The sequence below is a fragment of the Ralstonia sp. 22086 genome, from assembly GCF_052045975.1.
Classification (GTDB): domain Bacteria; phylum Pseudomonadota; class Gammaproteobacteria; order Burkholderiales; family Burkholderiaceae; genus Ralstonia; species Ralstonia wenshanensis.
In genome coordinates this window covers 1,197,417-1,224,351 of record NZ_JBQEPZ010000001.1, presented here as the reverse complement: position 1 = coordinate 1,224,351, position 26,935 = coordinate 1,197,417, and the positions used below count along the sequence as shown (strand labels likewise).

General features: G+C 61.1%; 21 protein-coding genes. 10 read left to right on the top strand and 11 right to left on the bottom strand.

The window, feature by feature from the left end:
• Positions 1–16 precede the first annotated feature (16 nt).
• The 3 genes from ACTJK6_RS05735 to ACTJK6_RS05725 all read left to right on the top strand — a co-directional run bounded on the left by ACTJK6_RS05735 (position 17) and on the right by ACTJK6_RS05725 (position 9,190).
• On the top strand, positions 17–562 hold the full coding sequence (locus ACTJK6_RS05735) for a chemotaxis protein CheW (protein ID WP_147216855.1): 546 nt from the start codon (positions 17–19) through the stop codon (positions 560–562).
• 259 nt (positions 563–821) lie between these two features.
• Positions 822–3,059: a methyl-accepting chemotaxis protein gene (locus tag ACTJK6_RS05730; RefSeq protein ID WP_232042157.1), complete on the top strand. Its 2,238-nt coding sequence runs from the start codon at positions 822–824 to the stop codon at positions 3,057–3,059.
• Positions 3,060–3,148: 89 nt separating this feature from the next.
• Positions 3,149–9,190, top strand: a complete 6,042-nt coding sequence (locus ACTJK6_RS05725) for an Hpt domain-containing protein (protein ID WP_440838516.1) — start codon at positions 3,149–3,151, stop codon at positions 9,188–9,190.
• A 67-nt stretch (positions 9,191–9,257) separates the two neighbouring features.
• On the opposite strand, the gene ACTJK6_RS05720 is transcribed toward ACTJK6_RS05725, so the two are convergent.
• On the bottom strand, positions 9,258–10,814 hold the full coding sequence (locus ACTJK6_RS05720) for a cryptochrome/photolyase family protein (protein ID WP_440838515.1): 1,557 nt from the start codon (positions 10,812–10,814) through the stop codon (positions 9,258–9,260).
• A 79-nt stretch (positions 10,815–10,893) separates the two neighbouring features.
• On the opposite strand from ACTJK6_RS05720, the gene ACTJK6_RS05715 reads away from it, so the two are divergent.
• From ACTJK6_RS05715 to ACTJK6_RS05685, 7 genes are all read left to right on the top strand, one after another.
• On the top strand, positions 10,894–11,640 hold the full coding sequence (locus ACTJK6_RS05715; RefSeq protein WP_316878212.1) for a pseudouridine synthase: 747 nt from the start codon (positions 10,894–10,896) through the stop codon (positions 11,638–11,640).
• A gap of 96 nt (positions 11,641–11,736) precedes the next feature.
• Positions 11,737–12,309, top strand: coding sequence for a YqgE/AlgH family protein (locus ACTJK6_RS05710; protein ID WP_232042161.1), 573 nt, complete (start codon positions 11,737–11,739; stop codon positions 12,307–12,309).
• A complete protein-coding gene (gene ruvX, locus ACTJK6_RS05705; protein WP_440838514.1) occupies positions 12,302–12,733 on the top strand; it encodes a Holliday junction resolvase RuvX in 432 nt (143 codons plus the stop codon). Before ACTJK6_RS05710 ends, ruvX begins: the two co-directional genes overlap by 8 nt.
• Positions 12,730–13,248 carry a bifunctional pyr operon transcriptional regulator/uracil phosphoribosyltransferase PyrR gene (gene pyrR, locus ACTJK6_RS05700; protein ID WP_440838513.1) on the top strand — a complete coding sequence of 173 codons (519 nt, stop codon included), beginning with the start codon at positions 12,730–12,732 and terminating at the stop codon, positions 13,246–13,248. Before ruvX ends, pyrR begins: the two co-directional genes overlap by 4 nt.
• Before the next feature lie 65 nt (positions 13,249–13,313).
• Entirely contained in the window at positions 13,314–14,285 is a 972-nt protein-coding gene (locus tag ACTJK6_RS05695) for an aspartate carbamoyltransferase catalytic subunit (RefSeq protein ID WP_065856972.1), read from the top strand.
• Positions 14,286–14,411: 126 nt separating this feature from the next.
• The gene (locus tag ACTJK6_RS05690; protein WP_232042164.1) at positions 14,412–15,689 is read left to right on the top strand and encodes a dihydroorotase; all 1,278 of its coding nucleotides are present in this window, start codon (positions 14,412–14,414) and stop codon (positions 15,687–15,689) included.
• Positions 15,676–16,473 carry a lysophospholipid acyltransferase family protein gene (locus ACTJK6_RS05685; protein WP_440838512.1) on the top strand — a complete coding sequence of 266 codons (798 nt, stop codon included), beginning with the start codon at positions 15,676–15,678 and terminating at the stop codon, positions 16,471–16,473. Before ACTJK6_RS05690 ends, ACTJK6_RS05685 begins: the two co-directional genes overlap by 14 nt.
• A 9-nt stretch (positions 16,474–16,482) precedes the next feature.
• On the opposite strand, the gene ACTJK6_RS05680 is transcribed toward ACTJK6_RS05685, so the two are convergent.
• From ACTJK6_RS05680 to ACTJK6_RS05635, 10 genes are read right to left on the bottom strand one after another with little or no spacing between them, the layout of a single operon-like run.
• Positions 16,483–17,331 (bottom strand): symmetrical bis(5'-nucleosyl)-tetraphosphatase, encoded by an 849-nt coding sequence (locus ACTJK6_RS05680; RefSeq protein ID WP_440838511.1) that lies wholly within the window; start codon positions 17,329–17,331, stop codon positions 16,483–16,485.
• A gap of 50 nt (positions 17,332–17,381) precedes the next feature.
• Positions 17,382–18,260, bottom strand: a complete 879-nt coding sequence (locus ACTJK6_RS05675; protein WP_440838510.1) for a Wzz/FepE/Etk N-terminal domain-containing protein — start codon at positions 18,258–18,260, stop codon at positions 17,382–17,384.
• 11 nt (positions 18,261–18,271) lie between these two features.
• Positions 18,272–19,363: an MraY family glycosyltransferase gene (locus ACTJK6_RS05670; protein WP_440838509.1), complete on the bottom strand. Its 1,092-nt coding sequence runs from the start codon at positions 19,361–19,363 to the stop codon at positions 18,272–18,274.
• A gap of 54 nt (positions 19,364–19,417) precedes the next feature.
• Positions 19,418–20,266, bottom strand: coding sequence for a glycosyltransferase (locus ACTJK6_RS05665; RefSeq protein WP_440838508.1), 849 nt, complete (start codon positions 20,264–20,266; stop codon positions 19,418–19,420).
• A 12-nt stretch (positions 20,267–20,278) separates the two neighbouring features.
• Positions 20,279–21,205 carry a glycosyltransferase family 2 protein gene (locus ACTJK6_RS05660; RefSeq protein ID WP_440838507.1) on the bottom strand — a complete coding sequence of 309 codons (927 nt, stop codon included), beginning with the start codon at positions 21,203–21,205 and terminating at the stop codon, positions 20,279–20,281.
• A gap of 2 nt (positions 21,206–21,207) precedes the next feature.
• A complete protein-coding gene (locus tag ACTJK6_RS05655; RefSeq protein ID WP_440838506.1) occupies positions 21,208–22,512 on the bottom strand; it encodes a hypothetical protein in 1,305 nt (434 codons plus the stop codon).
• Entirely contained in the window at positions 22,512–23,594 is a 1,083-nt protein-coding gene (locus ACTJK6_RS05650; protein ID WP_440838505.1) for an acyltransferase family protein, read from the bottom strand. Before ACTJK6_RS05650 ends, ACTJK6_RS05655 begins: the two co-directional genes overlap by 1 nt.
• Complete coding sequence (locus ACTJK6_RS05645) at positions 23,591–24,532, bottom strand: glycosyltransferase (RefSeq protein ID WP_440838504.1); 942 nt, start codon at positions 24,530–24,532, stop codon at positions 23,591–23,593. Before ACTJK6_RS05645 ends, ACTJK6_RS05650 begins: the two co-directional genes overlap by 4 nt.
• Positions 24,529–25,776, bottom strand: coding sequence for an O-antigen translocase (locus tag ACTJK6_RS05640; protein ID WP_440838502.1), 1,248 nt, complete (start codon positions 25,774–25,776; stop codon positions 24,529–24,531). Before ACTJK6_RS05640 ends, ACTJK6_RS05645 begins: the two co-directional genes overlap by 4 nt.
• Positions 25,773–26,897 (bottom strand): DegT/DnrJ/EryC1/StrS family aminotransferase, encoded by a 1,125-nt coding sequence (locus tag ACTJK6_RS05635; protein WP_440838501.1) that lies wholly within the window; start codon positions 26,895–26,897, stop codon positions 25,773–25,775. Before ACTJK6_RS05635 ends, ACTJK6_RS05640 begins: the two co-directional genes overlap by 4 nt.
• Positions 26,898–26,935 lie beyond the last annotated feature (38 nt).

Genomic DNA, 26,935 nt, shown 5'->3' with positions numbered 1-26,935 from the left:
CGGACATGAGCCAGACGTGAACGAACAGCGCACCAACCTGACCTCCCGCCAGCGCCTGCACGAATACCAGGCGATGCTGGCCCGCCGCCTGCAAGAGGCGCGCGCCAAGTCGTCGACGGAAGGCTTTCTGGGCGTGCAGATCGGCGAGCACCACTGGCTGCTGTCCCTGACGGAAACCGGCGAGGTGCTGGACTACCAGCCGCCCGCACGCGTGCCGCTCACGCAGCCGTGGTACCTCGGTCTCGTGAATGCGCGCGGCAACCTGCTGGGCGTGATCGATTTCGGCCTGTTCTGCGGTGAAGCACCGACGGGTAGTGGCAGCGGCGCCAAGATCGTGGTGCTGTCCAAAGACCCGCAGCGGGCGTGCGCAATCGTTGTGCCGCGCGTGGCGGGGCTGCGCAGCCTGAGCGACCTGCAGCCTGCGGAAGCCACCGTGGAAGAGGGGCGTCCTTGGCTGGGCCGTGCCTGGCGCGACGTGCACGGCACGCAGTGGCGTGAACTGGACGTGCGGCAGTTGCTGGCCGATCCGGCGTTCCTGCAGGTCGGCCGCAGCCGCGCATAAAGCGATTGGGGAATCAGGCCGTAGAGCCGTAGAGCAAACAAGAAAAGATTGGGCACGCCGCAACGGGAGCGGGGTGCGCAGGGGCAAGAGGCGGTGCATGGCGCGCGCAACAGGGCGCGCCAGGTGGCCAAGTGTATTCACAGGCACCGCCGAAGGTGCGTACCACGCCGGTTAGAACAAGGCGCGGACGCGGACGGGAAATCCATGCGGCTGATCTCGATAGAACGAGACGGCAGCATCGACAAGACAAGAGGGTCCTATGGGGTTCAAGTGGTTCAACGCAGGTCGCCGTGCCGCAGAGGCAGGGGCGCCGGAGGTTGCAGTGGAGGGCGCGTCGGCGGCTTCCGTGCAGTTGGCGCAGTTGGACAATGCGCCCCATACGGATGACGACAATCCCGCTGGGCCGCCCACGCAACTGGGCCGCTCGCCCATGGATGCCGTGGTTGGCTGGATGGAGCGCGTGCCGTTTGCCGCGCAGCAGCGTGTCTTCACGATCGGCCTGGTGGTTGGTCTGCTGGCGCTGCTGATCTCGGTGTACCTGGATAACCGCCAGGCCAACAACGGTTCGGTGCAGATTGAAATTGCCGGTGACACGCTGATGCACTCGCAGCGTCTGGCCAAGGCAGTGCCGGTGGCGCTGCTGGGTAACACCAACGCATTCACCCAGCTCAAGGAGAGCCGTGCGCGCTTGCAGGAGAACCTCGAGGCGTTGAAGAACGGCAGCTCCGAGCGCGGCGTGCGCGCCTCGGGTGGCGAGGCCGAAGCGCTGCTCGACAAGTCGATCGAAGAGTGGAAGCGCAGCGACAAGAGTGCCCAGGCCATCCTGGCGCAGGAAAAGACGCTGGTGGCGGTGGGTAAGACGCTGAACGTGTTCAACGCGTCGAACCCCGAGCTGCTGGAAGAAGCCGAGCAGATCTCGTCGATGAAGCTGCAGACCAACGCGCCAGCCCGTGAAGTGGCCGCCTCGTCGCAGCTCGTGATGTTGACGCAGCGTCTGGGTAAGAACATGAACGAGTTCCTGGCCGGCGAAGGCGTGAACCCGGAAACGGCGTTCCTGCTCGGTAAGGACACCAACACCTTCCGCGAAACCCTGAACGGCCTGCTCAACGGCTCGGAAGCGCTGCGCCTGTCGGCCGCCACCGATGCCGAGACCAAGGGCTACCTGCAAGAGCTGTCGACCCGCTTCGACAATGTGCAGAAGACCACGCAGATCATTCTTGAAAACCTGCCGGGCCTGATTGCCGCAAAGCGCGCCCAGCAACAGATCTTCAACGACAACGAAAAGCTGCGTGCCGACCTGTCGGACCTGCAGTCGGCCTATGCCGGCAGCGTGCGCAGCCGTCCGGTGACGCTCGGTGCGGTGGTGCTGTCGGCCATTCTGACCGTGGTCTGCCTGGCCGGCCTAGCCGCCCTGTACCTGCGCGATTCGCGCGTTCGTACGATGGAAGCAGAAGCCCGTCAGCGTGAGGCTGAAGAGCGCCGGATGGTGGAAAAGCGCAACAACGATTCCACCCAGGCTGCAATTTTGCGTCTGATGAACGAGCTGCAGGACATTGCAGACGGTGACTTGACCAAGCAGGCCACCGTGTCGGAAGACATCACCGGCGCCATTGCCGACTCGGTGAACTACACCGTGGAAGAACTGCGCGAGCTGGTCGGCCGGGTGCAGCAGACGGCCGAGCAGGTGACGCAGGCATCGTCGGCGGTGCAGACCACGTCGGAAAGCCTGGTGGCCGCATCGGAAGAACAATCGCGCCAGATTCGCCAGACCGGCCAGTCGGTGGTGGAGATGGCAGACCGCATTACGCAGGTCTCGCGCGGCGCAGCCGAATCGGCCAACGTTGCACGCGCCTCGCTGGCCGCTGCCGAGCAAGGCCAGCAGGCCGTGCAGAACGCCATCACGGGCATGAACGACATCCGTGACCAGATTCAGGAAACCTCGAAGCGGATCAAGCGCCTGGGCGAATCGTCGCAGGAGATCGGTGAAATCGTTGAGCTGATCTCGGACATTACCGAGCAGACCAACGTGCTGGCACTGAACGCGGCCATCCAGGCGGCATCGGCGGGTGAAGCCGGTCGCGGCTTCTCGGTGGTGGCAGAGGAAGTGCAGCGCCTGGCAGAACGTTCGGCCGAGGCAGCCAAGCAGATCGGCGCGCTGATCCGCACGATTCAGACCGACACGCAAGACGCGGTGCACGCCATGGAGCGCAGCACGGCGGGTGTGGTGGAAGGGGCGAAACTGTCCGATAACGCCGGTGCCGCACTGGTGGAGATCGGCCGCGTGTCGCGCCAGCTTGCCGAACTGATTGAGAGCATTTCGCAGACGACGTCGCACGAAGCGACGCTGGCTTCGGACGTTGCGCAGAACATCGAACAGATCCTGCACATCACGGAACAGACGTCGACGGGTACGCGCCAGACCGCACAGTCGGTGCGCCAGCTCACGCAGCTTGCTGAAGAACTGCGTGACTCGGTGGCGCGGTTCCGCATCGCCTGATCTCGTCACCACTGGATTTCGGGCGGGAGCGCCGAAGGGGCCACCCCGGGGCAATCGCGGCAACCGCCACCTGCTTTTTGGAAGCACACATGCGTCATCAATCTGCCGCCGAGCCCGCCCAGTCCCATCCTGTCTCGCTTGAGGCGATCGGGGCCCCTGCGGTTCGTCCGAAAGCTGCCGTGCCCGCGCGTGACCTCTCCGCGCTGGCGTGGGTCGCGCCCAACATGCGCGCTGCGCTGGACGATGCAGTGCGCGAGTTCGGCGAATACGCGGCCGAGGTCATCGCCAATCCGGAAGTCATCGGTGCGCGCGATACGACCTCGCTGCGTCTGGCTGGCCAGTATCTGCACCAGGCTGCCGGCGCGCTGCTGATCGTCGGCCTGCGTGGTGTCGACGTGTATTGCCAGGCCGCCAAGCGTCTGCTCGAAGCCGTTGATGCCGGCTCTGTAGCCGCCGATGTGCAGACGTTGGACGTGTTCTCGCGCGCGGTGCAGGCCCTGCAGGAATACGTGGCCGACCTGATGGCCGGCATGGCTGAAGAGCCGCTGCGCCTGTTCCAACCGTATCAAGCCGTGCTCGCCCGTCTGGGCGAAGAGCGCATCCACCCGGCTGACCTGTGGGCTGATGAACTGCGCCATCTCCCGGCGCTGCTGCTGCCCTCGCGCGATCTGCCAGGGCTGGCACGCCTGCGCCGCAAGTTCGAACTCGCGTTGCTGACCGCGCTGCGCGCACCGGCATCCAACGCCGATGGTGCGCAGGTGGACCCGTCCGCCGCTGCTGCTGCCTATGCGCCGCTGGAAGAGCTGCTGCATGGCATTCGTGCGCTCGAGCGCGAGCCGCGCCGCACCGGAGATGATCTGCAGCGTGATCTGTGGCTGGTGCTTGCCCTGACCTTTGGCGCCTTGCGTGCCGGCTTGGTGCCGGCCGACATGACCGCCAAGCGTTTGGCGGCACGCGTCAACTTGCTGCTGCGCCAGTACTCGCACAACAACGTCCACCTGCCGCAAGGCCTGCTGACCGACGCGCTTTACCTGCTGGCCGGCATGGCCTACAGCAACGCGCCCGCAACGCCGGTGGGCGACGACACGCTCGGCCCGGATATCGTGGCCTGTGTTGAGGCCTTTGCGATTCCGCCCACGCACGCACCGGCTGGCGCACTGCATACGCGCCAGTATTACGCGCTGCTGCCGACGGACGCCAGTGACACGCTGCAACGCGTTGGCCGCTCGCTCGAAACGCTCAGTCAACAGCCCGCACCGGCCGCGGACGAACTCGATGCCGCGCTGCAGACGCTTGCGCTGCATGCCGATGCGCTCGGCCAACCGGCCCTGTCTGACCTGTCGAACCGACTGACCGAGGCTGCCGGGCAGGACGTTGCACCCACGCTGCAATTCCTCTCGCGCATGCTTGCACGCCCGTGGGCCGTTCATGGTGAATCCGGCGACTTGCGCAGCGCGTGGTTTGCCGCCCGCTGCAGCGAACTGGCCGAACGCACCCGCGCCACACAAGACGGTCACGCCGTGCCGGCACCCGCATGGCTCACGCTGCTGGCCGAAGAGGCCGCACAACGCCGCGTGCGCGCCGAGCAGGTTCGCGCACTGCAAACACTCCTGGCCTCTGCCGAAACGCACCTCGACGCGTTCGAGCGTGAGGGCGAAGAAAGCGGCGGCCTGCAAGAAGCCACGCGCCTGTTTGGCGAAATGCAGAGCGCCTTTGCTGCGCTGGACGCTTATGAGGCGGTGCACGCCACCGAAGCTGCGCAATCGACCATCAACGCGTTGCAGGCCGCGGGCGACGGCGCAACTGCCGATCGCGAACGCTACCTGGCTGCGCTGGCTGGCAACGTCAGTGGCCTGCAGGCATTGCTCGACGCGCTGTCGGCCGGCACGGAACTGACCGGCGGCCAGGTCGACGAGATCGTCATTGAAGGGCAGCTAACGCCGACCGAGCGCGAAACCGCATGGCGCGAGTTCGCCTTCGATACCGAATCTGGAATGCTGGCCCGGCGCGAGCCGCAATCCGAAACGCTTGCCGGCGCGGACGTGGCCAATGCCGATGCCGCATCGCCGCTGCAATCGCTGCTCGATCGTCTGCTGGCCAAGCAACCGGTCGACCCGACCGACCCGCTGGCTGCCGAGTTGCGCAGCGCGCTGCAGGAGGCGCGCGACGCCGCCGCCATCGACGACGATCCGGCTCGCCGCCGTCGCCTGGAAGAGGCGCTGGCCCAGTTCGATGCCTGGCAGGTCGGCAGTGCCGGCGCGCTGGAGCGCATGCAGGCTGCATTGGCGGCACCGGCTGCCGTGCCTGCCGCCGCAGCCGCCGCCGCGCCTGCAGCCGTGCGGGATACCCAATCCATCGATGCCGAGCTGCTCGACATCTTCCTGTCTGAGGCCGAAGAAGTGCTGGCCGGCGTGCGTGCCGACCTGCATGGCCTGCAGGCCGCTGCCGACATGGGCACGGGCGGTTTGGCTGCCGGCCCCGACCTGGACTTGCTTACGCAACTGCGCCGCGCGTTCCACACGCTCAAGGGCTCAGGCCGCATGGTTGGCCTCACGCGCTATGGCGAAGCCGCCTGGGCCATCGAGCAGGTGATGAACGTCTGGCTGGCCGAGAGCCGCGTGCCGACGCATGACCTGGCCGCGCTGCTCACGCGCGCTGAGTCGGAGCTGTCGACGTGGGCCTCCGCGATTGCGCAATCGCCGCAAGCCGATCACGCCATCGAACCGCTGGTCGCGGCCGCAGAGCGTGTGCGCCATGGCGGCCCGTTCGTGTGGCTGGAAGCCGTGCCTGAAGCGCAGGCCGCTCCCGAGCACGTTGAGCCGCAAACACCTGAAGCACCGGCTGCGGAACCCGCATTGCAGGACACCCACGCGGTGCAGCCGATGGAGTTGGCTGCACCGGATGCGCCCGTTGCAGAAGCCGAAGAATCCGTCGCGCTCACGTGGGATGACGAACCCGCACTGCCCGAAGTCGACGCGCCAATGCCCGAGGCCATCGCAACGGCGGTCGAGCATGAGGCAGTCGAGCCGGTCGCAGGGCACGTCGAAGAGTCCCATCAGGAAGCTGCCGCTGAACCGGTTGCCGCCGATGCCGACGCCAAGGTGATCCCGTTCCCGTTCGCGCAGACCGGCGAACCGGAGGAAGCCCCGCACGACGATGGCGTGAAGGAGATTGGTCCGGTCCGCATCAGCGTGGCGCTGTACAACGTCTACCTGCAGGAAGCCGACGATCTGATCCGCCGCCTGGGCGTGGATTTCTCGGAGTGGCGCCATGAAGGCCGCACGCCGCCGAGCGAGCTGGCACTGCGCGCCGCGCACACGCTGCAAGGCAGCTCCGCCGTGGTCGAACTGGAGCCCGTGCGCCAGTTGGCTGGTGCGCTGGAGCAAGTGCTGCTGAACCTGAATAGCCGACCGGTGGCGATGCATCCGGGTGACTTCCGCCTGCTCGATCAATCCATCGAGCGCATGCGCGGCATGCTGCATCAATTCGCCGCCAGCCTCTGGCCGGAAGCTGACGAGGCGATGCGCCGCAGCCTCGACGAACTGTGCGAGCGCCTGCTCGTGCGTCCGCGCCTGCCGCTGGAGCCGGCGCCCGCCGCCTTTGCCGAAGCCGAACAAGCCGAGAACGAAACCGCTGGACTGGCCGGCGAGCCCGCGTTCGAGCCAGCGGAAGTCACACCGACGTTCGTGCCGTCTCTGGTGCCGGTGCACGAGTCGCCGGTTGCCGAGCCGGCCGTGGGTGAGCTGGTTCGCCAGGCACCGGCCGACGCGCTCGACCCGGCCCTGCTGGAAATCTTCCTGGAGGAAGCGCACGTTGCGCTGCCCGAGCTGGGCCAGCACCTGCGCGCGTGGGAAGCCGCGCCGCAGGACCGCAATGCCGCCGGCCTGCTGCTGCGTAACCTGCACACCGTCAAGGGCAGTGCGCGCATGGCCGGCGCCATGACGCTGGGCCAGGCCGCGCACGAAATGGAAAGCGCCATTGAAGGCGGCCTGCGCCAGAACCGCGTGGACGACGCGCTGTTCCGCAAGCTCTACGTCTGGTTTGACCGCATTCAGGCGCACGTCGATGCACTGGGCACGGGCAACCTGCTACCGCTCGATGCCGGCCTTGCCGACGCAGCCGATGCGCAGCAGACGGCCGCCGACGCGCAGGCATCGTCCTCCGCATCGATGCTGCCGGCGGTTGCGGTCTCGACGAGCGTGGATCTGACCGGCACGCGCAGCCCAGAAGCCGAAGCGCTGGAAGTGGCCGAACGCCAGCGCGCGATGGTGCGGGTGCAGGCGCGTGCGCTTGATTCGCTCATCAACGATGCGGGTGAAGTTGGTGCGGCGCGTGCGCGTTTGGAGTCGGAAGTCGATGCGCTCAAGACCTATCTGTCGGAACTGAACGACAACGTGGCGCGTTTGCGCTCGCAGGTGCGCGAGATCGAAATCCAGGCCGAAACGCAGATGGAGTCGCGCATTGCCGATGCCGCTGCCCACGACGAATCGTTCGATCCGCTGGAGTTCGACCGATTCACGCGCTTGCAGGAACTCACGCGGATGATGGCCGAGTCCGTCAATGACGTGGCAACGGTGCAGCAGAACTTGTTCCGTGGTTTCGATCAGGCATCGCTCGATCTGGAAACGCAGGCGCGCCTCACGCGCGGCCTGCAGCGCAGCCTGATGCGCGCGCGCATGGTGCAGTTCGATACCGTGGCCGACCGTTTGTATCGCGTGGCCCGCCAGGCCGCGTCGGAAACCGGCAAGGAAGTCCGGCTGTTCATCAAGGGCGGTACGGTGGAACTGGATCGCAGCGTGCTGGATCGCATGGGCGGCCCGCTGGAACACATGATCCGCAACGCCGTCGCACATGGCATTGAATCCGCCGACGAGCGCCGCGCCAAGGGCAAGAATCCCGCTGGCGAACTGACGCTTGAAGTGCAGCAGGAAGGCAACGAAGTCGTGCTGCATTTCGTCGACGATGGCGCTGGGCTGAACCTCGACCGCATTCGCGCCCGCGCACTGGAGCGCCAGCTTCTGGCGCCCGACGAGGAGGCCAGCGACGCGCGCCTCACCGAGATGATCTTCACGCCGGGCTTCTCCACGGCGGATCAGGTGTCCGAGCTGGCCGGCCGTGGCGTGGGCATGGACGTGGTGCGTGCCGAAACCGTCGCCCTGGGCGGCCGGATCTCGTTGCAGACGACGCCGGAAGTCGGCACGCGTTTCACCATCCACTTGCCGCTGACCACTGCCATTACGCAGGTGCTGCTGGTGCGTGTGAGCGAGCGCGTGTATGCGATTCCGTCGGGCATGATCGACCACGTGCAGCAGCTGCGTCCGCAGGCGCTGGCCGAGGCGTACAACGCAGCTGCATTGCAATTGCCGACCGGCCCCGTGCCGTTCCACTACTTTGGCGCGCTGCTCGAAGAAGCGAAGTCCGTCACGGGCGGGCGCAAGTACTCGCCGGCCGTGGTGGTGCGCAACGGTGCCGAGCGCGCCGCAGTGCACGTCGACGAAGTGATCGGCAACCGCGAAGTGGTGGTCAAGCACATCGGCCCGCACCTTGCGCGTCTGGAGGGTATTGCCGGTGCGACCACGCTGGGCGACGGCGAGATCGTGCTGATCTACAACCCCGTGGTGCTCACGCAGCGCTTCGAGCGCGAAGCCGCTGTGCGTGGCCTGTCCGATCAGGAAGCGACGGGCGCCGTGGCCGAGCTGCACCGCGACGGCAGCACCGACGCCGTGCCGGGCTTGGCCACACAGCCAATCGTCATGGTGGTCGACGATTCGCTCACGGTGCGCAAGGTCACGCAGCGTCTGCTCACGCGCTCCGGCTACCAGGCCGTGCTCGCGCGCGACGGTGTGGACGCGCTGCGCCAGTTGCAGGAGGTCACGCCCGACGCGATGCTCGTCGACATCGAAATGCCGCACATGGACGGCTTCGACCTTACGCGCAACGTGCGTGCGGACGAACGTATCGGCGCCACGCCGATCATCATGATCACCTCGCGTACTGCGGACAAACATCGCCGCTACGCCGCGGAGATCGGTGTGAACGTCTACCTGGGCAAGCCGTACAACGAAGAGGAATTGCTTCGGCATCTGCGCAACCTCATCGGCGAGCGTGCGCCGGCGGCCAACGCAGGCTGACGCGCATCGCAGAAACAATAACGGGCCGGTAGAACACCGGCCCGTTGTCTTTGGTGCGTGGCGATCTTCAATCGCCTTCGCCGTCTTTGCTCAGCGCCGCCGCCTCGGCACCGGATGTGCGATGTGCCTTGGTGACGGCATAGCGGTCGAGCGTCGCTGCGCGCGCGGCGGCATGATCGACGATCGGCAAGGGATACGTCTCGCCCAACGCAACGCCCGCGTCCCTCAGCACATTGGCGGGTGCCGTCCATGGCGCGTGGATGTACTTGTCAGGCAGCTTTGCCAGCTGCGGCAGGTACTTGCGGATGAAGCGGCCCTGCGGGTCGAACTTCTCCGATTGCGTGACGGGGTTGAAGATGCGGAACCACGGTTGTGCGTCACACCCGCTGGAGGCCGCCCATTGCCAGCCGCCGTTGTTGGCGGAGAAGTCGAAATCGTTGAGCACGTCGGCAAAATACTGCTCGCCGCGTCGCCAATCGATGCCAAGATCCTTGATGAGAAAGCTCGCCGCCACCATGCGCAGGCGGTTGTGCATGTAGCCGCTCTGGAAGATTTGCAGCATGGCGGCGTCCACCAGCGGGTAACCGGTGCGCGCGGCCTTCCAGGCTTCGAAGCGCGCGTCGCCGGTGTCGCCGTCTACCCAGCGGATGCGATCGAATTCCGGGTGGAATGCGGCGCCGTCGGCTAAGTCCGGCCGGTGGTGCAGGATCATGAAATAGAAGTCGCGCCAGACCAGCTCCGACAGCCACGTCGCCGCCCCTCGGCTGCCGCGCAGCATGGCGGCGTGGGCACGCGCTGCCAGCGTGCGGATCGATACGGTGCCAAAGCGCAGATGCGTTGACAGATAGCTTGGGCCGCGGACGGCCGGAAAGTCGCGGCGCGCATGGTAGTCGTCCATGCGCTCCTCAAACTCGTCGAGCAAAGCCTGGCCGCCCGACATGCCGGTGGGCAGGGCAATCTCCGACAAATTGGTGGGCGCAAAGCCCATCGCTTCCAGCGCAGGCGTGGCGTACGCAAGCGCCTGCGGCGGCTTGGCCAGCGCACCGAAGTACGGCTCTGTCGGATACGCGCGCAAGTCGAACGGCGTCAGAGCGGCCAACCACGCGTTCTTGTAAGGCGTGAAAACGCCGTACGGTTTGCCTTGTCCGTTCAGGATTTCGTCGCGCTCGAAGATCACCTGATCCTTGAAGTCGAACCAGGCGCACGGCTGCTGGGCCAGCACTTTGCGCACGGCTTCATCGCGGGCCTGCGCGGAAGGCTCTTCATCGTGGTTAGCGAAGACGGCTTCGATATTGAGCTCGCGCGCGATCTCGGGAATCGCCTGGCGGGGGTGGTCATGCACGACGATGAGGTCGCCGCCGGCCTCGCGCAAGGCGCTGCGCAGTTCCTCGATTGACGCGCGGATGAACTCGATACGGCGGTCGGCCTTGAGCCCCCGCGCAAGCAGCGCGTCGAGGATGTCGCGGTCGAATACGAACACGCAATAGACTTCGCGGCAGTGGCGCAAGGCATAATGCAGCGCCGCGTGGTCGAAGTGCCGCAGATCGCGCCGGAACCACACCAGACCGCGCTGGAAGTGTGCTCCGATGTTGTACGGCTGGCGGCTTGGGGCGGTGGAGGGCATCGGCTGGAATCGGTTGCTCTTTTGACCGGCCGAGCGTATCGCAAAAATCGCCCCTTTTTGTCTTGTTCACGTTGTTGTCATGGCTGATTCTTCTCGTCTTCCGCTGTATCGCATCCTGCAATCCCAGGGCTTCGGCACGCGCCGCTATTGCAAGGACCTCGTGCTCGCGGGGTTGGTATTCATCAACGGCGTCGAGATGGAAAGCCCTGACGCGCTCGTGGATACGGCTGGCTTGGTGCTGGATGTCGACGGCGAGCGTTGGGCATACCATGCCCGCGCCTATTTGATGCTCAACAAGCCGGCCGGCGTGGAGTGCTCGCAAAAGCCGAAACACCATCCGAGCGTGTACACCCTGCTGCCGGTGCCGCTGCGCGAGCGCGCTGTGCAATGCGTCGGGCGGCTTGACCAGGACACCACGGGCCTGCTGCTGCTCACCGACGACGGCCAGTTCGTTCACACCATCACGAGCCCGCGCCACCAGGTGCCCAAGGTGTACGAGATCACCACCGCCGAGCCCGTAGCCGATGCACAGATCGCCCAGTTGTGCGCCGGCGTGCTGCTGGCTGACGAGAATGAAAACGTTGCCGCCGCCTGGGCGGAGCGTGTCGATACGCACCACCTGCGCATGGCGCTCACGCAAGGCAAATACCACCAAGTGAAACGCATGGTGGCCGCCGCCGGTAACCACGTGGCCGGATTGCACCGCAGCGCCATCGGCGGGTTGTCGCTGGGCGATCTGGCACCAGGTGAATGGCGCTGGCTGGAAGCCGCAGATCTGGAGGCGCTGAACACCACGCCGCCGCACGCAGGCGCGGCGAGTGCCTAAAGCGCCACAATGCGCACACGCAAAAAACCTTGCGCCGAGGGTCGATTCCTCCAAATGAGAGGGGCGGCGGCCGGGGGCTTTTGGTAAACTCCTCCCATGGCCTCGCCTGACGCACTTATCAATCTCACGAATCAGTTCCTGATCGCTATGCCCGGCATGGCGGATTCCACGTTTTCGGGCGCGGTCGTGTACATGTGCGAGCACAACGAGCGCGGTGCGCTCGGGCTCGTGATCAACCGCCCCATCGACATCGACCTGGCGACGCTGTTCGACAAGATCGATCTCAAGCTCGAAATCCATCCCCTCGCAGAGCAATCCGTGTATTACGGCGGCCCGGTGCAGACCGAGCGCGGCTTCGTGCTGCACGACGCCACGGGCGCGTATTCGTCGTCGCTGGCGGTGCCGGGCGGGCTGGAAATGACCACCTCCAAGGATGTCCTCGAAGCCGTCGCCCAAGGTGCCGGCCCGCACCGCTTCATCCTCACCCTCGGGTATGCCGGCTGGAGCGCCGGCCAACTGGAAGACGAAATCAGCCGCAACGGCTGGCTGACCGTCCAGGCGGATCCCGAGATCATCTTCAACGTGCCTGCCGAAGAGCGGTTTGCCGCGGCGCTGAACCTGCTCGGTATCAACCCCGCCATGCTGTCGGGAGAGGCCGGGCATGCCTGAGCCGGCGCGTCCGGCCACCCCTTCCGTGCCCGCAGAGGGCACCTTGCTGGCATTCGATTACGGCGAAAAACGCATCGGCGTGGCGCTGGGTAATTCCATCACGCGCTCTGCACGGGCGCTGGAAATCATTCCGAACCGCTCGATCGATTTCCGGTTCGCACAGATCAGCCGGCTGGTGGGCGAATGGCAGCCGGTTGGCTTCGTGGTCGGCATGCCTGTTCACCCCGACGGTGAAGAGCAGCCGATGATCAAGCTTGCCAAGCGCTTCGGCAATCAATTGCACGGCCGCTATGGCCTGCCGGTTACCTGGGTGGACGAGCGTTATTCGTCGATCGCCGCGCAGGACGCCGGTGCCTCCGACGATGTGCTCGACGCAGAAGCCGCGCGCATCATCCTCCAACAGTTTTTCGACGAACACGCATGACATCGCAACAGATCGATGCCGAGGCGCTGTACCAGAGCCTCGTTGCACAACTGCGCACGCGGCTGGCAGACGGCCATACCTGGTCGGTGGCCGGCATTGTCAGCGGCGGCGCCTGGATCGCCAAGCGGCTGGCACATGACCTTGGTCTGCCCGAATACGGCGTCGTCAACGTTGCGATGCACCGCGACGACTACGCCAAGAAGGGCCTGCACGCCAAGGCGCAGCCGACCACGCTGCCGTTCGACGTGAACGAGCGCCGCATCCTGCTGGTGGACGACGTGCTGGCCAGCGGCCGCACCATCCGCGCGGCCATCAACGAGCTGTTCGACTACGGCCGGCCGGCGGCGGTGGAGCTTGCCGTGCTGGTCGACCGCGGTGAACGCCAACTGCCCGTTGCTCCCGATTACATCGGTGAACGCATCACCCTGCCGCCCAACGAATCGCTCGTGCTGAGCGAAACCGGCGAGGGCGCTTCCGCCCGCTTCACCTTCACGCGCGAGCCTAAGGGCACTTGAGTTCGCGCCCCGCCCCGCACCCGCTTTGACCGGACCTGTACTGACCTCGTCGCCCTTCGTTTCTCATGCCCAAGACTTTTGCCAACCCGCAGCTCACGAAAAACGGCGAGCTCAAGCATTTGCTGTCGATCGAGGGGCTGTCGCGCGACATCCTCACGCACGTGCTGGACACCGCGCAGCAGTTCGTCTCCGTATCGGACTCCGACCGCGAAGTGAAGAAGGTGCCGCTGCTGCGCGGCAAGAGTGTGTTCAACCTGTTTTTCGAGAACTCCACGCGCACGCGCACCACGTTCGAGATCGCGGCCAAGCGGCTGTCGGCAGACGTGATCAACCTGAACATCAATGCGTCGTCCACCAGCAAGGGTGAATCGCTGCTCGACACGATCAACAATCTGTCGGCGATGCAGGCGGACATGTTTGTCGTCCGGCATGCCAGTTCGGGTGCGCCGTACCTGATCGCCGAGCACGTCGCACCGCACGTGCACGTCATCAATGCTGGCGATGGCCGTCATGCGCACCCCACGCAGGGGCTGCTCGACATGTACACCATCCGCCACTACAAGAAGGATTTCTCCAATCTGACGGTGGCGATCGTCGGCGACATCCTGCATTCGCGCGTCGCACGCTCCGACATCCATGCGTTGACGACGCTGGGCTGCGCGGAAGTGCGCGCCATCGGCCCGCGCACGCTGCTGCCGGGCGGGCTGGAGCACATGGGTGTGCGCGTCTTCCACAACATGGAAGAAGGCCTGAAGGGCGTGGACGTGGTCATCATGTTGCGCCTGCAGAACGAGCGTATGAGCGGTGCGCTGTTGCCCTCCGCGCAGGAATACTTCAAGGCTTACGGTCTCACGCAGGAGCGCCTGGCGCTGGCTAAGCCCGACGCCATCGTCATGCACCCTGGCCCGATGAACCGTGGCGTGGAGATCGACTCCGCCGTGGCAGACGGCGTGCAATCGGTGATCCTGAATCAGGTGACGTTCGGCATTGCGGTTCGTATGGCGGTCATGGGCATCGTGGCGGGCAACAACGACTGAGATCGATGAAAAACGATTCTGGCGGCCCGGCGCCGACTTGCCGTACTTTTTGTACTGTCTGCGTCGGCGCCGAACCGCCAGAACCGCTTCGCTTCGTTTTGCATCATTCTCAAAAATATTGAAACGATGAAACTGCATATCAAAGGCGGCCGCCTGATCGACCCGGCCAACGGTATCGACGCACAACAGGATCTGTACATCGCGGCGAGCAAGGTGGTCGGTGTCGGCCACGCGCCGGCAGATTTCCATGCCAACAAGACCATCGACGCGACGGGCCTGGTTGTTTGCCCAGGCCTGATTGACCTGTCCGCACGCCTGCGTGAGCCGGGCTTCGAATACAAAGCCACCCTCGAATCGGAGATGGCGGCGGCGATGGCCGGCGGCGTAACCTCGCTGGTGTGCCCGCCAGATACCGATCCGGTGCTGGACGAACCCGGCTTGGTGGAGATGCTCAAGTTCCGCGCGCGCAACCTGAACCAGGCGCACGTGTATCCGCTCGGCGCACTCACCGTCGGCCTGAAGGGTGCGGTGCTGACCGAGATGGCCGAATTGACCGAATCGGGCTGCGTGGGCTTCTCGCAAGCCGACTCGCCGATCATCGATACGCAGGTGCTGATGCGTGCCATGCAGTACGCGCAGACCTTCGGCTTTACTGTCTGGCTGCGCCCGGAAGATCCGTATCTGGGCAAGGGCGGTGTGGCCGCAAGCGGCCCGCTGGCTTCGCGCCTGGGCCTGTCGGGTGTGCCGGTGATGGCCGAGACCGTACGCCTGCACACCATCTTTGAGCTGATGCGCAGCACGGGCGCGCGTGTGCATCTTTGCCGCCTGTCGTCGGCGGCCGGCATTGATCTCGTGCGCCGCGCCAAGGCCGAAGGTTTGCCGGTCACGTGTGACGTGAACGTCCACCATATCTCCCTGACCGACGTCGATATCGGCTACTTCAATTCGCAGATGCGCTTTGTGCCGCCGCTGCGCTCGGGCCGCGATCGTGATGGCATCGTGCGTGCGCTCGCCGACGGCACCATCGACGCGATCTGCTCCGATCACACGCCCGTGGACGACGACGAAAAGCTGCTGCCGTTTGCCGAGGCCACGCCCGGCGCCACCGGCCTCGAAACCCTCCTGCCGCTCACGCTGCGCTGGGCTGCCGAGCACAAGGTGGATCTGCCGAAGGCGCTGGCGCGCATCACCAGCGAGCCCGCCCGCGTATTGGGCCTGCAGGCAGGCTCGCTGGAAGTGGGTGCGATGGCGGATGTGTGCGTGTTCGATCCGGATGCGACCTGGAAACTCGAGCCGCGCACCCTGCGCAGCCAAGGCAAGAACTCGCCGTACCTGGGCTTTGAGCTGGCCGGTCGCGTACGTGCCACGATGGTTGCTGGCCATCTCGCCTATGACGGGCATTGATCAGGACATGGCAGGCGTGCCCGCAGAGGGAAACGCGCCGCAGCGCAAGCATGTGCTGCGCAAGCTGCGATTGCTCGTGCATCTGGCAGAAGGTCTGATCACGTGCGCGCTGCTGTTCTGGTGGGTCAAGCTTGAGACCAAGCAGAGGCTGATCCGGCGCTGGTCGCGCAAGCTGCTTGCGTTATTCCGCGTCTCGCTCGTTGTGCATGGCGAGCCGGTCGCGGGCAAGGAACTGGCTGGCTCCATGCTCGTGTCCAACCATGTCTCATGGATCGACATCTATGCGATCAACAGCTGGTATCCGCCGCGCTTCGTCGCCAAATCGGAGATTCGCAACTGGCCGGTGATTGGCTGGCTGTGTGCGCAGACCGGCGTGCTGTTCGTCGAGCGCGCCCGTAAGCGCGACGCGCATCGCATCATGCACGTCATTGCCGATGCGATGCGTTCGGGCGATGTCATCTGCGTGTTTCCCGAGGGCACGACGTCTGACGGGCTGCAGCTGCTGCCGTTCCACGCCAACCTGTTTCAGGCGCCCGTCAGTGCTGGCGCACCAATCCGCCCACTGGCGCTGCGGTATCGCATTGCCGCGACGGGCGCGTTGACGACCATTCCCGCGTACATCGGCGATCTGTCGATGATGTACACGATCAACGCCATGCTGAACGGGCCGCCGTTGCTGGTCGAGGTATTCGTAGGCCCCGCCGTGGCTCCGGAGATGGACCGCCGTGCGCTGGCCGCACATAGCCACGACGCCGTTGCGACCCTGATCGCTCGCGCGGGCTAGCTCAAACGGCTACTTCTTTTTGTGCGCGAGCGGGTCCTGCGCCTGCTCGCAATCCACTTGGACCACGTCACGACCGGCCGGCGCCAACGACATTTTCGCCGCTGTCAGCTTGCCCCCCCACACGCAGCCGGTGTCCAAGCCCATCACATCGTCGCGCATCACGAGCCCGCGTGTGGACCAATGCCCAAACACGATGGGTGTGCCGCGTGTGCGGCGGCCCGGCACGTCGAACCACGGCATGTGGCCATCCGGCGCGCCATCGGCATCCGTTGTTTCGAACTCCATCGTGCCATCTGGCTTGCAGAAGCGTAGGCGAGTGAGAGCGTTGATGGTCAGACGCAGCCGATCCATGCCGACGAGATCGTTGCTCCACTTGGCCGGATGGTTGCCGAAGGCATCGGCCAGGAAGGTTTTCCAATGTGGGCTACGCAACTCGCGCTCCACCGCGCTGGCTAGCTCCAGCACATCGCCTGTTGTCCACTGAGGCAGGACGCCGGCGTGCACCATCAGGAAGCTGTTTTCGAAGATGGCCAGCGGCTGGTGTCGTAGCCAGGTGATGAGTTGGTCGCTATCGGGGGCGGAGAGGATGTCGGCGATGGTGTCTCGCTTGCCGGGTCTCCGTACGCCTGCCGCCACCGCAAGCAGATGGATGTCGTGGTTGCCGAGGACGGTGTGTGCGCGTCCTGATTCGCAAAGGGCGATGACCTGACGTAGCGTAGCCAGCGAGTCGGGGCCGCGGTTGATGAGGTCGCCGACGAAGCGTAGGGGGGCGTTGGCGGGGAGAGAGGCCAGCAGCGACTGGAGGGGGGAGCAGCAGCCTTGGAGGTCGCCGATGGCGTGGGGAGATTGCGGATTCATGGCAGATGTCTCTCAAACGCCATCATTGCGAAGAAATCGACCTTACGCAGTTATGCGGCACGAGTCTGTTGGCGCTCCCTCACCAGGGCTATAGCAAATGTGATAGCCAATCCAAAGATGGCACCAGCCAGCAGAAACGCCGAACGCCTCGGAAACACAGGCCGTTGCGATACCGTAGCGTCGGAGAATGTCCTAGTGTTGAATGTCCGGGTTGGGCTCATCTGTTCGTTCAACTCAGAGAGTTGGAGCTGAAGTTTGCTGATTTCGACCTCGGTCTCATGCAAAACGCTGGTCAGTAGCACATTCTCGGCGAATGTTGATGCTCCTTGATTTGCTGCTTTGGGAACACTGGTCAGCTTGCGTGCCTGCTCTAGCCGCTGCCGTGCGTCGGCAAGATGGCGAGAAACAAGGTCGTAGTCGCTCTTGTACCGATCAAGCGTTGGCTGTAACAGAGCGGCATGGGCTCGCATGAGCTGATTCTGGACGGCCAGCAAAGTGCGTTGTGCGTCTTGCTGGCTAAAATCGCGTACTTTGATCTCGACAAGCTCCGATGTGCGAAGCACACGTGCGTTGAACGAATTCCGGATCAGATCGGCGCGTCGTGATGTGCCAGACTTTATTGGAAGTCCCATGTTACCTAATAGCGTGTCTGTGAAGGCATCTGCCTTTAGGCGTTCGACGGTTCGTGCCGGCGTCTCAATGAGGACGGGACCTTGTGTTGGATGGTAGGGCGAACTTGCGGCTTGCACTTGTCCGACTTGGACGATTGCCGTTGCTTCCCATTCTGCGGGGAGGATATAGGCGAGTCCTATGCCCAATGCGGCACAAGCCAATGTGCCAATAGCCAGCTTGATCGCATGGCGCCTCAGAAACGAGAACACTTCGTCAAGCGTAAGTGGGTCGTGATCCAATGCGGTGGAAGAGCTCATTCAATCGAACCTTATTTCTTAAAGATAAGCCAGCGCGGCGCCCTGAAGCGTACGATGCTTTGATATAGCCAAACATAAAAAACGATAAAGATGGCGGAGAACAGCGCAAGAATCCACGTTTTGCCCCAGAAAAGTGTGGCTGGCAGGACGGCTAATAGACTCAACAACCACAGATAGGGCGAGGTCATTGAGTTCCGCCTCAGGCGATGGCGTTCACTCTTACTGCCTACTGCCCAGCGCATTAGACGCTTATAAATCAACATATGAAGATGTACGCCATCAGGGATCCCGGGTGACATACCGCGCAACATCTTCTTTCGATAGATTGAAAACAGTGTCTCGAAGATTGGATAAATCAACATTAATACGGGATACCAAGCTGAGACTGAAGGATTGCGCGTCACGAGCAGCAATACGGCCTCCGCAAGGGCAAACCCAATAAAGTAAGCTCCGCCATCACCTAAGAAAATGAGACCGCTTGGGAAATTCCACATGAAAAATCCCAATATTGCCCCAGCCATAGCCAATGCAATGGAGAGTACAAGAGTATCGCCGACCTGGAGTGCGACATACGATACAGATAAAAACATCATAGTCGCGACCATACTAGCTAATCCGTTGAAGCCATCGATGATGTTCACTGCATTGGCTAGACCTGCCACCGCCAATGAAGTGATCGCAATGGATACGGGTAAATAGGCTAGGACGATGTCCAACCACGGAATATCAATCCGGACGACGCGCGCGTCTAGGAGCCACATTGCGGCCAGCGCAGAAATCATCGTAGCAATCAGGCGGACGCGTGGACTGACAGATTTCGTAATATCTTCAATAAGGCCAGCTAGAAAAGCTGGCGTTCCAGCCATCACCAACATCAAGAAGCCGCGCCATTGCAACGCGTCGTGCCACCATAGAAGCGTTCCAGTACCTACAGCGGCAAGCGCAATCCCTACCCCGCCGATACGTGGTACTGGGCGAGTATGAAACTTTTGTGCTCCTGTTAAATCTAGATCGGCAGAGAAACGCTCGTGAATGTGAGCGTACCGCACAATCAACATTGTGAAAATAAAGGAAATTATAAATCCGGTGCTGAAATTGAGCATGTGCGAGCTAAACTTGTACGCGCGATTCTAGTTCATTCAAGCGAATTTTGAGAATTAGGATTGCGCCTTTGTTTTTGTGCGTAGCGCCTTTGCATATAATCGACCGCGAATCGCGGTCGGCAGCAACCGAGGTACGGCACGCAGAAGAAAATTCGTGATTGCAGTCAACGGTGAAATGAAGCCATGCAGGCAAAACTGGCGTTGCGCCATCCATTCGCTGCGTACGTACGCAGCGCCTCCCCGGCGCGCAATCATCTCGAGACCTGCCCTGGCATGTACGAGCAGATCTGACTGATTTGCTGCCTCCACACCGGCATGCAGCATCCTAACCCATAGCCAGTAGTCTTCCATCCACGGCAGATCTCGGTATCCTCCGACAGCTTGTACTGCTGACCGTTGATACATCACTGTCATGTGGTTGAATGGATTACGCCGGCGTGCGTAGCGAACAATCGCTTCGTGTGTCAGCGGCACGCTGCGCACTCGTGTAATGATTTTAGGGTTTGCTTCGAATTCACCGATCCAAGATCCGAGAAGTCCCACCGTGGGATGAGCATCCAGAAACGCGTGTTGGCGAGCAAAACGCTCCGGATGCGACCAGTCGTCGGTATCAAAGCGGGCAATCCACTCGTGCTTACATTGTTCGAGGCCAGCGGCAAGAGCGCGGGCAAGGCCCACGTTCTTGTCAAGAGCCACGATTTTCATCGCCAAGGCGGACTCATAGCGCTGGAGTACATCGAGATGATCCTTTCTGACAGGACCATCTAGCACGATGACCGTTTCGTCCGGTTGCAGCGTCTGCCGGGTCAGACTGGCAAGCGCCACTTCAAGCGCTGCGGGTGATTCCCGAGCGTACAGTGACATCAAGACGGAGAACGGCCGAGGGTTAGCGGTGATCATCATGGTGGAAGTCGCTCAAAGAGGTCCGTACCGGCCGGCAAAGCCATGTGCAATTCCCTTAATCATCATCCTGAGTTGCATTAATCTCGGCGGATTGAAGAGCGTGAAGACAATAAAGCCCGCTACAGTCCGGAGCAGATCGCTGCGCTTCCAGTAAGTCGGTACGTAGGCCAGCTTCTGCATGTAGATTGCATTGCGCATGGTGTAGTAGTGACGCACCGGTTTGTGCAGCGGGACGAAGAAGTTGGGCAGCACCTGAATGCGATCGTCGCCCAAATTATGGTAGAGCAGTGCTTCCCCGATACCGTAGCAATGTAGCCCTGCAGCGCGAGCTCGCGCACCCCATTCCACGTCAACATACTCAATGAAGAGCTCCTCTTTCATTAAGCCGATTTGTTCGAGTACTTCGGTGCGGATCAATGTGCCGGATGCGAGAAGCGAGAAACACAGAATCTGGCTGCTTTCGGGTGAAGTCACCGTGCGACGCTTGTGCCCATTTTCGAAGGTAATGAAGGGAGCCTTCTCGCCAGTCGTTTCATCTATCAACTGCGGGCCAACCGCCGCTACGGTGGCGCCTGCCGCAAGTAGCGTCGCTTCCGCGCTCAACAGCCTGGCAAGCATGTCTGGGGCAGGGCGGCTGTCTTGGTCGAATAGGACGACATGTGTGGCACCGTGCGACATCGCGTCCCGAATGCCGCGATTTTGCGCAGCAGCGATGCCTTCATTGCTTTCATTGCGCAGCCACCTTGTTCTTGGGGGGCTCCTTTCGATTAGGGGGGCGATCATGGCTTCTGGGGAGCCGTTGTCGACGACAATCGTAAACGCCTGTTGCTGTTCCAGTGCTTCAATAAGCGCCAGGGTTTGAGGCCAGTCTGGCCAATAAGTGACCACTACGGCATAGAGATCGACCTGAGAGTCAAGCATGGAGGTGGTAGTTGTCATCTTCAATGCGATCGCAAGCGCGATTGGTATGTCATACAGCGTTTCGCGATTTGGAGTACTAACCAGACAAATACGAGATTAACTGCGAAATCGAGAGCAACTTTGAAGTATAGAAACTCGGTAAAGATGTTGATAAGAGGTAGTCGAGCTAGCTGCCATAGCAATAATGGCAAGTAGTACTGGGGCGCATGACGTACAAAGGGCTGCGCAAGGCGCAACATAATCACTAGGTTAAGCATGACCATCAATGGGCCTATCAAAACCGATAGTGAGCCAAAAATCGTCCAGGCATGGGCTAAGTAATAGGTGTTGGCGTTAAGCCAAGTGTCTCCTGCGTTGGGAAATAAAATCTTGACGACTTCTGCCGCAGGATCCAGTTGAGGCACGCCAAAGAGTGGTGCTAGCGGCAACCCTAGCCAAGCGTAGTCGGGGCTTGGCCGCAGGAACTCGTAGATGTAGAACATCCCCTCCATCTGTCCGACGAACAGCCGGTACAAGGTGCTCTGAAGGAGTGTCGGATCGAAATTGTAGCCAAGGGTGACTACAAACATGAGTAGAGATAAGGCAAGGCCCAGCAGGGCACCTATGATGATGTGGCGGAACCTTCCCGTTCGTGTGTATAGCACCCAGAAGGTGAGCAACATCAGCAGCACCAAAGTGTACTTCTGGACATCGTACACAGCGTTCACGATCATCAGTGGCAGGTTCCAGAACAGCACGACCCGCTTGGCGCGACAATGTGGGTCGTATGCAACCAGCGAGACTGAAATCAAGTAAACGACAGACGTAAAGGAACGAAAAATATAGTTCAGTCCGAATACTGTGATTCCATCTTGATTGGTTAGTATGCGAACCTTTGCTTCCGCCGCACCTTGGACGTCTCCCTTAAGAGCGAGCACCAGCGGAATTTCGCTAACTGATACAAGCTTTATCACAAGGATGAAAGCTGACGCGATCGTTAGTATCCGCAAAGCATTTATGTCGGCCTCGGTCTTGCGATACTGCATCCGGACAAAGAGCCGCGTGTGAAATGCGACGGCCAGCATCCAAAGGAGTATACCGATGCTCGTCATCGTACTGACAACTCCATAGCGCATCGTCGATTGCGCTATTTCGTTTTGGAGGTCATAGAGGAGCGGAAAGCCAAACAGCCCGATTGCCAAGGTTCCGGGAACCGTGACAAGAAAGATTTGCATGCCAATCGGAAATGCGAGCGGATGTGGCTGCTGCCCGATATAGTTGAAGCCGGCCAGCCGGAGCGCAAATGCTCCGGTCAGTGCAAACAGGATCGAGACAGCAATAAGCATTATGCCGATTCCGTTTTGCGAGGCAGGGAAGCGGCTAGCGCGTCTTTCAAACGCAGAAATTTTCTTTCAAAGATCGAGAAAGAAAGTTGCGCGACGACAATAGTGACGCCAAGCACGATCACGGCGCGAATCACTCGTAGAGCTGTTGACGGTGCCGCAAGATGATACCCGAGGAAGCGGTCAGTCAAAATGAGAATCAGGCCGTGGTAGAGGTAGAGGCCGTAACTGATCTTGCCGAGTTGCCGCAGCGGTGCCCATTCAAGCATTGCTAGTAACCGTCGAGGGCCAGCCAACACATACCAAAGCAAGGCGCTGTAAAAAAGGCAGACGATTGAGAAGAACCAGTCACCGAGCGGACTGCGAACCCAGCCGGTGGGCGTCCACATTGCTTCGTAGCCGATCAGGCAAACTGCTGCTAGCAACAATAGCCCTGCAGCAGTCAGTAATCGACCCGACCAACTCGGCGCTTGCCGCTCGCCATAGAGCAAGCTCAAGCCAGCGCCCATCGCGAGGCCATCGGCGCACGAGGGTAGTGTGGCGAACTGGAGAAACGGGTTGCCTGTCCACTGCGAGATGGCAATTCGTGCACCGATGCTTAGCACGACGGTCATGACAATGACCCACGGCAAGCGCCTGCGCCCGGCCCACCAGATGATCAAGGGCCAAAGAAGATAAAATTGTTCCTCGACCGCAAGAGACCATGTGTGACCAAGTACCCATGGTGAAGCAAACGAACTCGCTCCGAGCGGATAATTCTGGAGATAAACGAAGAACGTCCAAAGGTTTGGAATTTTATAGTGGCTGATTAGAGCTAATACGCACGCCACGGCCAAATACGCATAATAGAGCGGAAAAATGCGCAAACTCCGTCGGATATAAAATTCGCGTAGGTATGTGCTCCAGAACGTATTCGATCGATCCCGCAAGGACAAAAGAATCCTCGTGATAAGAAATCCGGAAATTACAAAAAACAAGGGTACGCCAGTCCACCCCCATGCAAATCCGGGCACTTCAAGATGAAAAAATATGACCGAGAGTGCAGCCAGTGCTCTGAGGCCATCGATGCCTGGAATATGTTTCATTTAGCAGGAGCCCAGTAGATTAAATCGGCTCGTACTGCGAGCAGCATGCAGGTGGCAATCAGGCGAGCCATAGCACAGCGTACTGCCGTGAAGGGTTTGCGCCATATGGGGCTTGTATAAACGGCCGAGGTGTTGGACCAGATGCGTAACTGCAACGCAAGTTTTGCACTGCCAGTAAATGCCGGAAGCAACTTACGTTCGATGCGCATGATTTCCTGACCGATGCGAATCTGGCGCAATTTGTTTCCTGAAATGGACGTACCATGTATCCGGTATGCTGCAACCGGCTGGTCGAGATACAGAAGGGTTTGGTCAGCGAGTAATCGCAGATAGTAGTCGCGATCTTCAATGAAGAATCGCTCGTCGTACTTCCCAACTGTATCGAAAGCCACGCGGCGCGCCATGAACACCGGACCCGGAACAGACCAGTTCAGGATCAATTCAAGCGCCCGTCGTCGGTCACTTGACAGGGCTGCCACATCTGCGTGGAAGCGTTCGCGCAGGACTGACTTCGCAATTTGTCGGCCATCATCGTCGATTGCCGTCGCATCGGCGAAGATTGCAAGGGCGTCGGGATGATTCAGTAGGACTTGCAATCGGGAGCGAATACTGTCCGGCAACAGGAGATCATCGCTGGCAAGGAAAACCAAGAAATCGCCGCGAGCGCGCTCGATAAGCCGGTTTAATGTCCGCGTGATACCTTGGTTTTGCTGAGTTGATAGGTCAATGCGCACGAAATTACTTTCGTGCCGCTGAGCCCACGTGCGAGCGATGTTAAGTGATTCGTCTGACGAACCATCGTCGATTGCGATAAGTTCGAGATGAGTCCAGCCTGTCGACAAGAGGCTATCTAGGCAATCCTCGATGAATCTCGCGTGGTTAAAGATCGGTACCAGTATGCTTACCAGCGGAGCAGTGTGATTCTGTAGAATGCTCATAGCGCTCGAGCCTGTTTCAGACCAATCCATAAGGCTACGCAGTAACCGATGTAGTTCACGGTGTGCGCAAGTACGACACCCTTTAGGCCAAACAACGGCACAAATGCCAGCGTGAGGCAATAGAAGCTCAGGGAAAATAAAATTTCGGCGCCGACGAATAAGCGGCTCAACGCCTTGCTGAGTACGAGGTAGCCCAGGAGCCAGCCCGCCATTTTGAAGAAATCGCCGAGCAACTGGAGCGGAAGAACTTCACGCATGCCATCGAAGGATGCGGAGAACAATAGCGGTATCCACCAGCCACGGGTCAGATAAACAGCTGTGAGTCCGACGGCCAATGCCGGAGCGAGAATGCGTGCGGCGTGCAGCAGTTCACGACGTACGGCGTCCGGACTGGTCAACTCGGCAAAGCGAGGCAGGAAATAGGTGGCGAGAGTCGTCGTCAGTAACATCAGATAAATGTCGCTGATCTTCCAAGCCGCTTGCCACAGGCCAGCTTTTTCTAGCCCAAGCTCAGACGTCAGATAGGAGCGGACCAATATCTGAGTAATTGGTGCTGCAACGGCGGAGGTAATCAGCATTACAGCGAAATGCCCTAACTTTCGAGCTATCTGTTGGTTGAATGGCCCCCAGAGCTTTGGCAGTGCGAACCATGCTGTTCGCCAGCAGATTGTTAAAGTTGCAACAAGCGCGACGGACTGATTGATACTGAGTGCGATCAGTGCGCCTTGTAACCCGTTCCACTGAGTCAATCCGATAGTCAGCGCCAACGTAACTAGACTGCCGGCGATATTGGCAGCAACGAAGCGCGTGATCTCCTTCCGGCCGTTCAGAATTGCAAGCAGCAGGGCGTTAAGGACGAACGCTGGCAGCAGAAGCCCGAACAGCACGAAGGTTAGCGCATAATCCTCGGCCCCTAGGAACAAGCGTGAGAGAGGGAACGCGAAGAGCGCGATGGCGCAACCGACCGCAATTGAGCAAATTGCCGAGATGCGCGTTGCCGTTTGCCACACAGCTATCTGCGAGGACTCTAGCGTACTGTACTCGGCGGTGTACTTGACTACGCCGTTATTGATCGCACCGCTCCCCACGTTTGTGATGATGGAAACGGTATTCTGCAATTGGCCAATCAATGCATAGCCGGCAGGGCCGACAGTGACCGCGAACACTTTGTTCAGCACAAGCGCGGCGATGGTCTTCACCATCACCGCGATGCCGTTAAGAAGGCTGGTGCGAACTAGATTCACAGTTTCGTGATATCCGCTGCAAGCTCACCACAGACCACACGAACGGTGTGGATCACTTCATCCACTTGTACGTCAGTCATGACGGGCGACATCGGAAGGCTCAGCGTCTCGCGATGGATTCGCTCGCTGATTGGGTACGCGCCTTCTCCGAAACCAAGGTCGCGGTAAGCACCTTGTAGATGTGGCGGCGTGGGATAGTGGACAACTGTACTTACACCTCGTTCGCTAAGCGCACGCTGGAGCGCGTCGCGGTTCGGGTGGCGAATTGCGTAGATGTGCCACACTGATTCCACATCGTTGGCCTTGACGGGCAGTCCGAGGCCGCAATCGATCAGAGCTCTCGTGTAGCGATCGGCGATTGATCGTCGTCGCGCATTGTCGGCGTCAAGCAGTACCAGTTTTGCGCGCAGAATGGCGGCCTGAATTTCGTCCAGCCGGGCATTGAACCCCGCCGTCTCATGCAGATATTTTTTCTGAGAACCATAGTTGGACAGCATCCTAATGCGTTGCGCCAATGCCGAATCGGACGTTGTCACAGCGCCGCCATCGCCGAGCGCTCCGAGGTTCTTTCCCGGGTAGAAGCTGAAGGCTGCCGCATCACCAAGACTGCCCGTGCGCTTACCGCTGTATCGTGCACCGTGAGATTGGGCGGCATCTTCGATGACTTTCAGGCCATGTTGGTGCGCGATCTCCAGAATGGGATCCATATCTGCGGGCTGGCCATACAGATGAACGGGGATGATTGCACGCGTCCGAGGCGTGATTGCCGCAGCGATCAAGGCAGGATCAAGATTGCACGTGTCTTCGCGCGGTTCCACCGGAACCGGCGTTGCTCCGGCGAAGGTGACCGCCAACCATGTAGCGATAAATGTGTTAGATGGCACGATGACTTCGTCACCTTCTCCGATCGACATGGCCCGCAAGATAAGATGCAGCGCGTCCAACCCGTTACTGATACCGATACAGTGCTTGGCTTCGCAGTAAGCGGCAAAATCGGCTTCGAATGCTTCGCATTGCTTGCCATGGATGAACCAGCCGGCATCAAGAACTTCGGTGAATGCTGAAATCAATTCGGCTCGTTGCCGCGCATTGACGCTCTTAAGATCGAGAAACGGAATCATCGATAAAATCTCGGCACAGTTACTGTTATTTCCTTAAA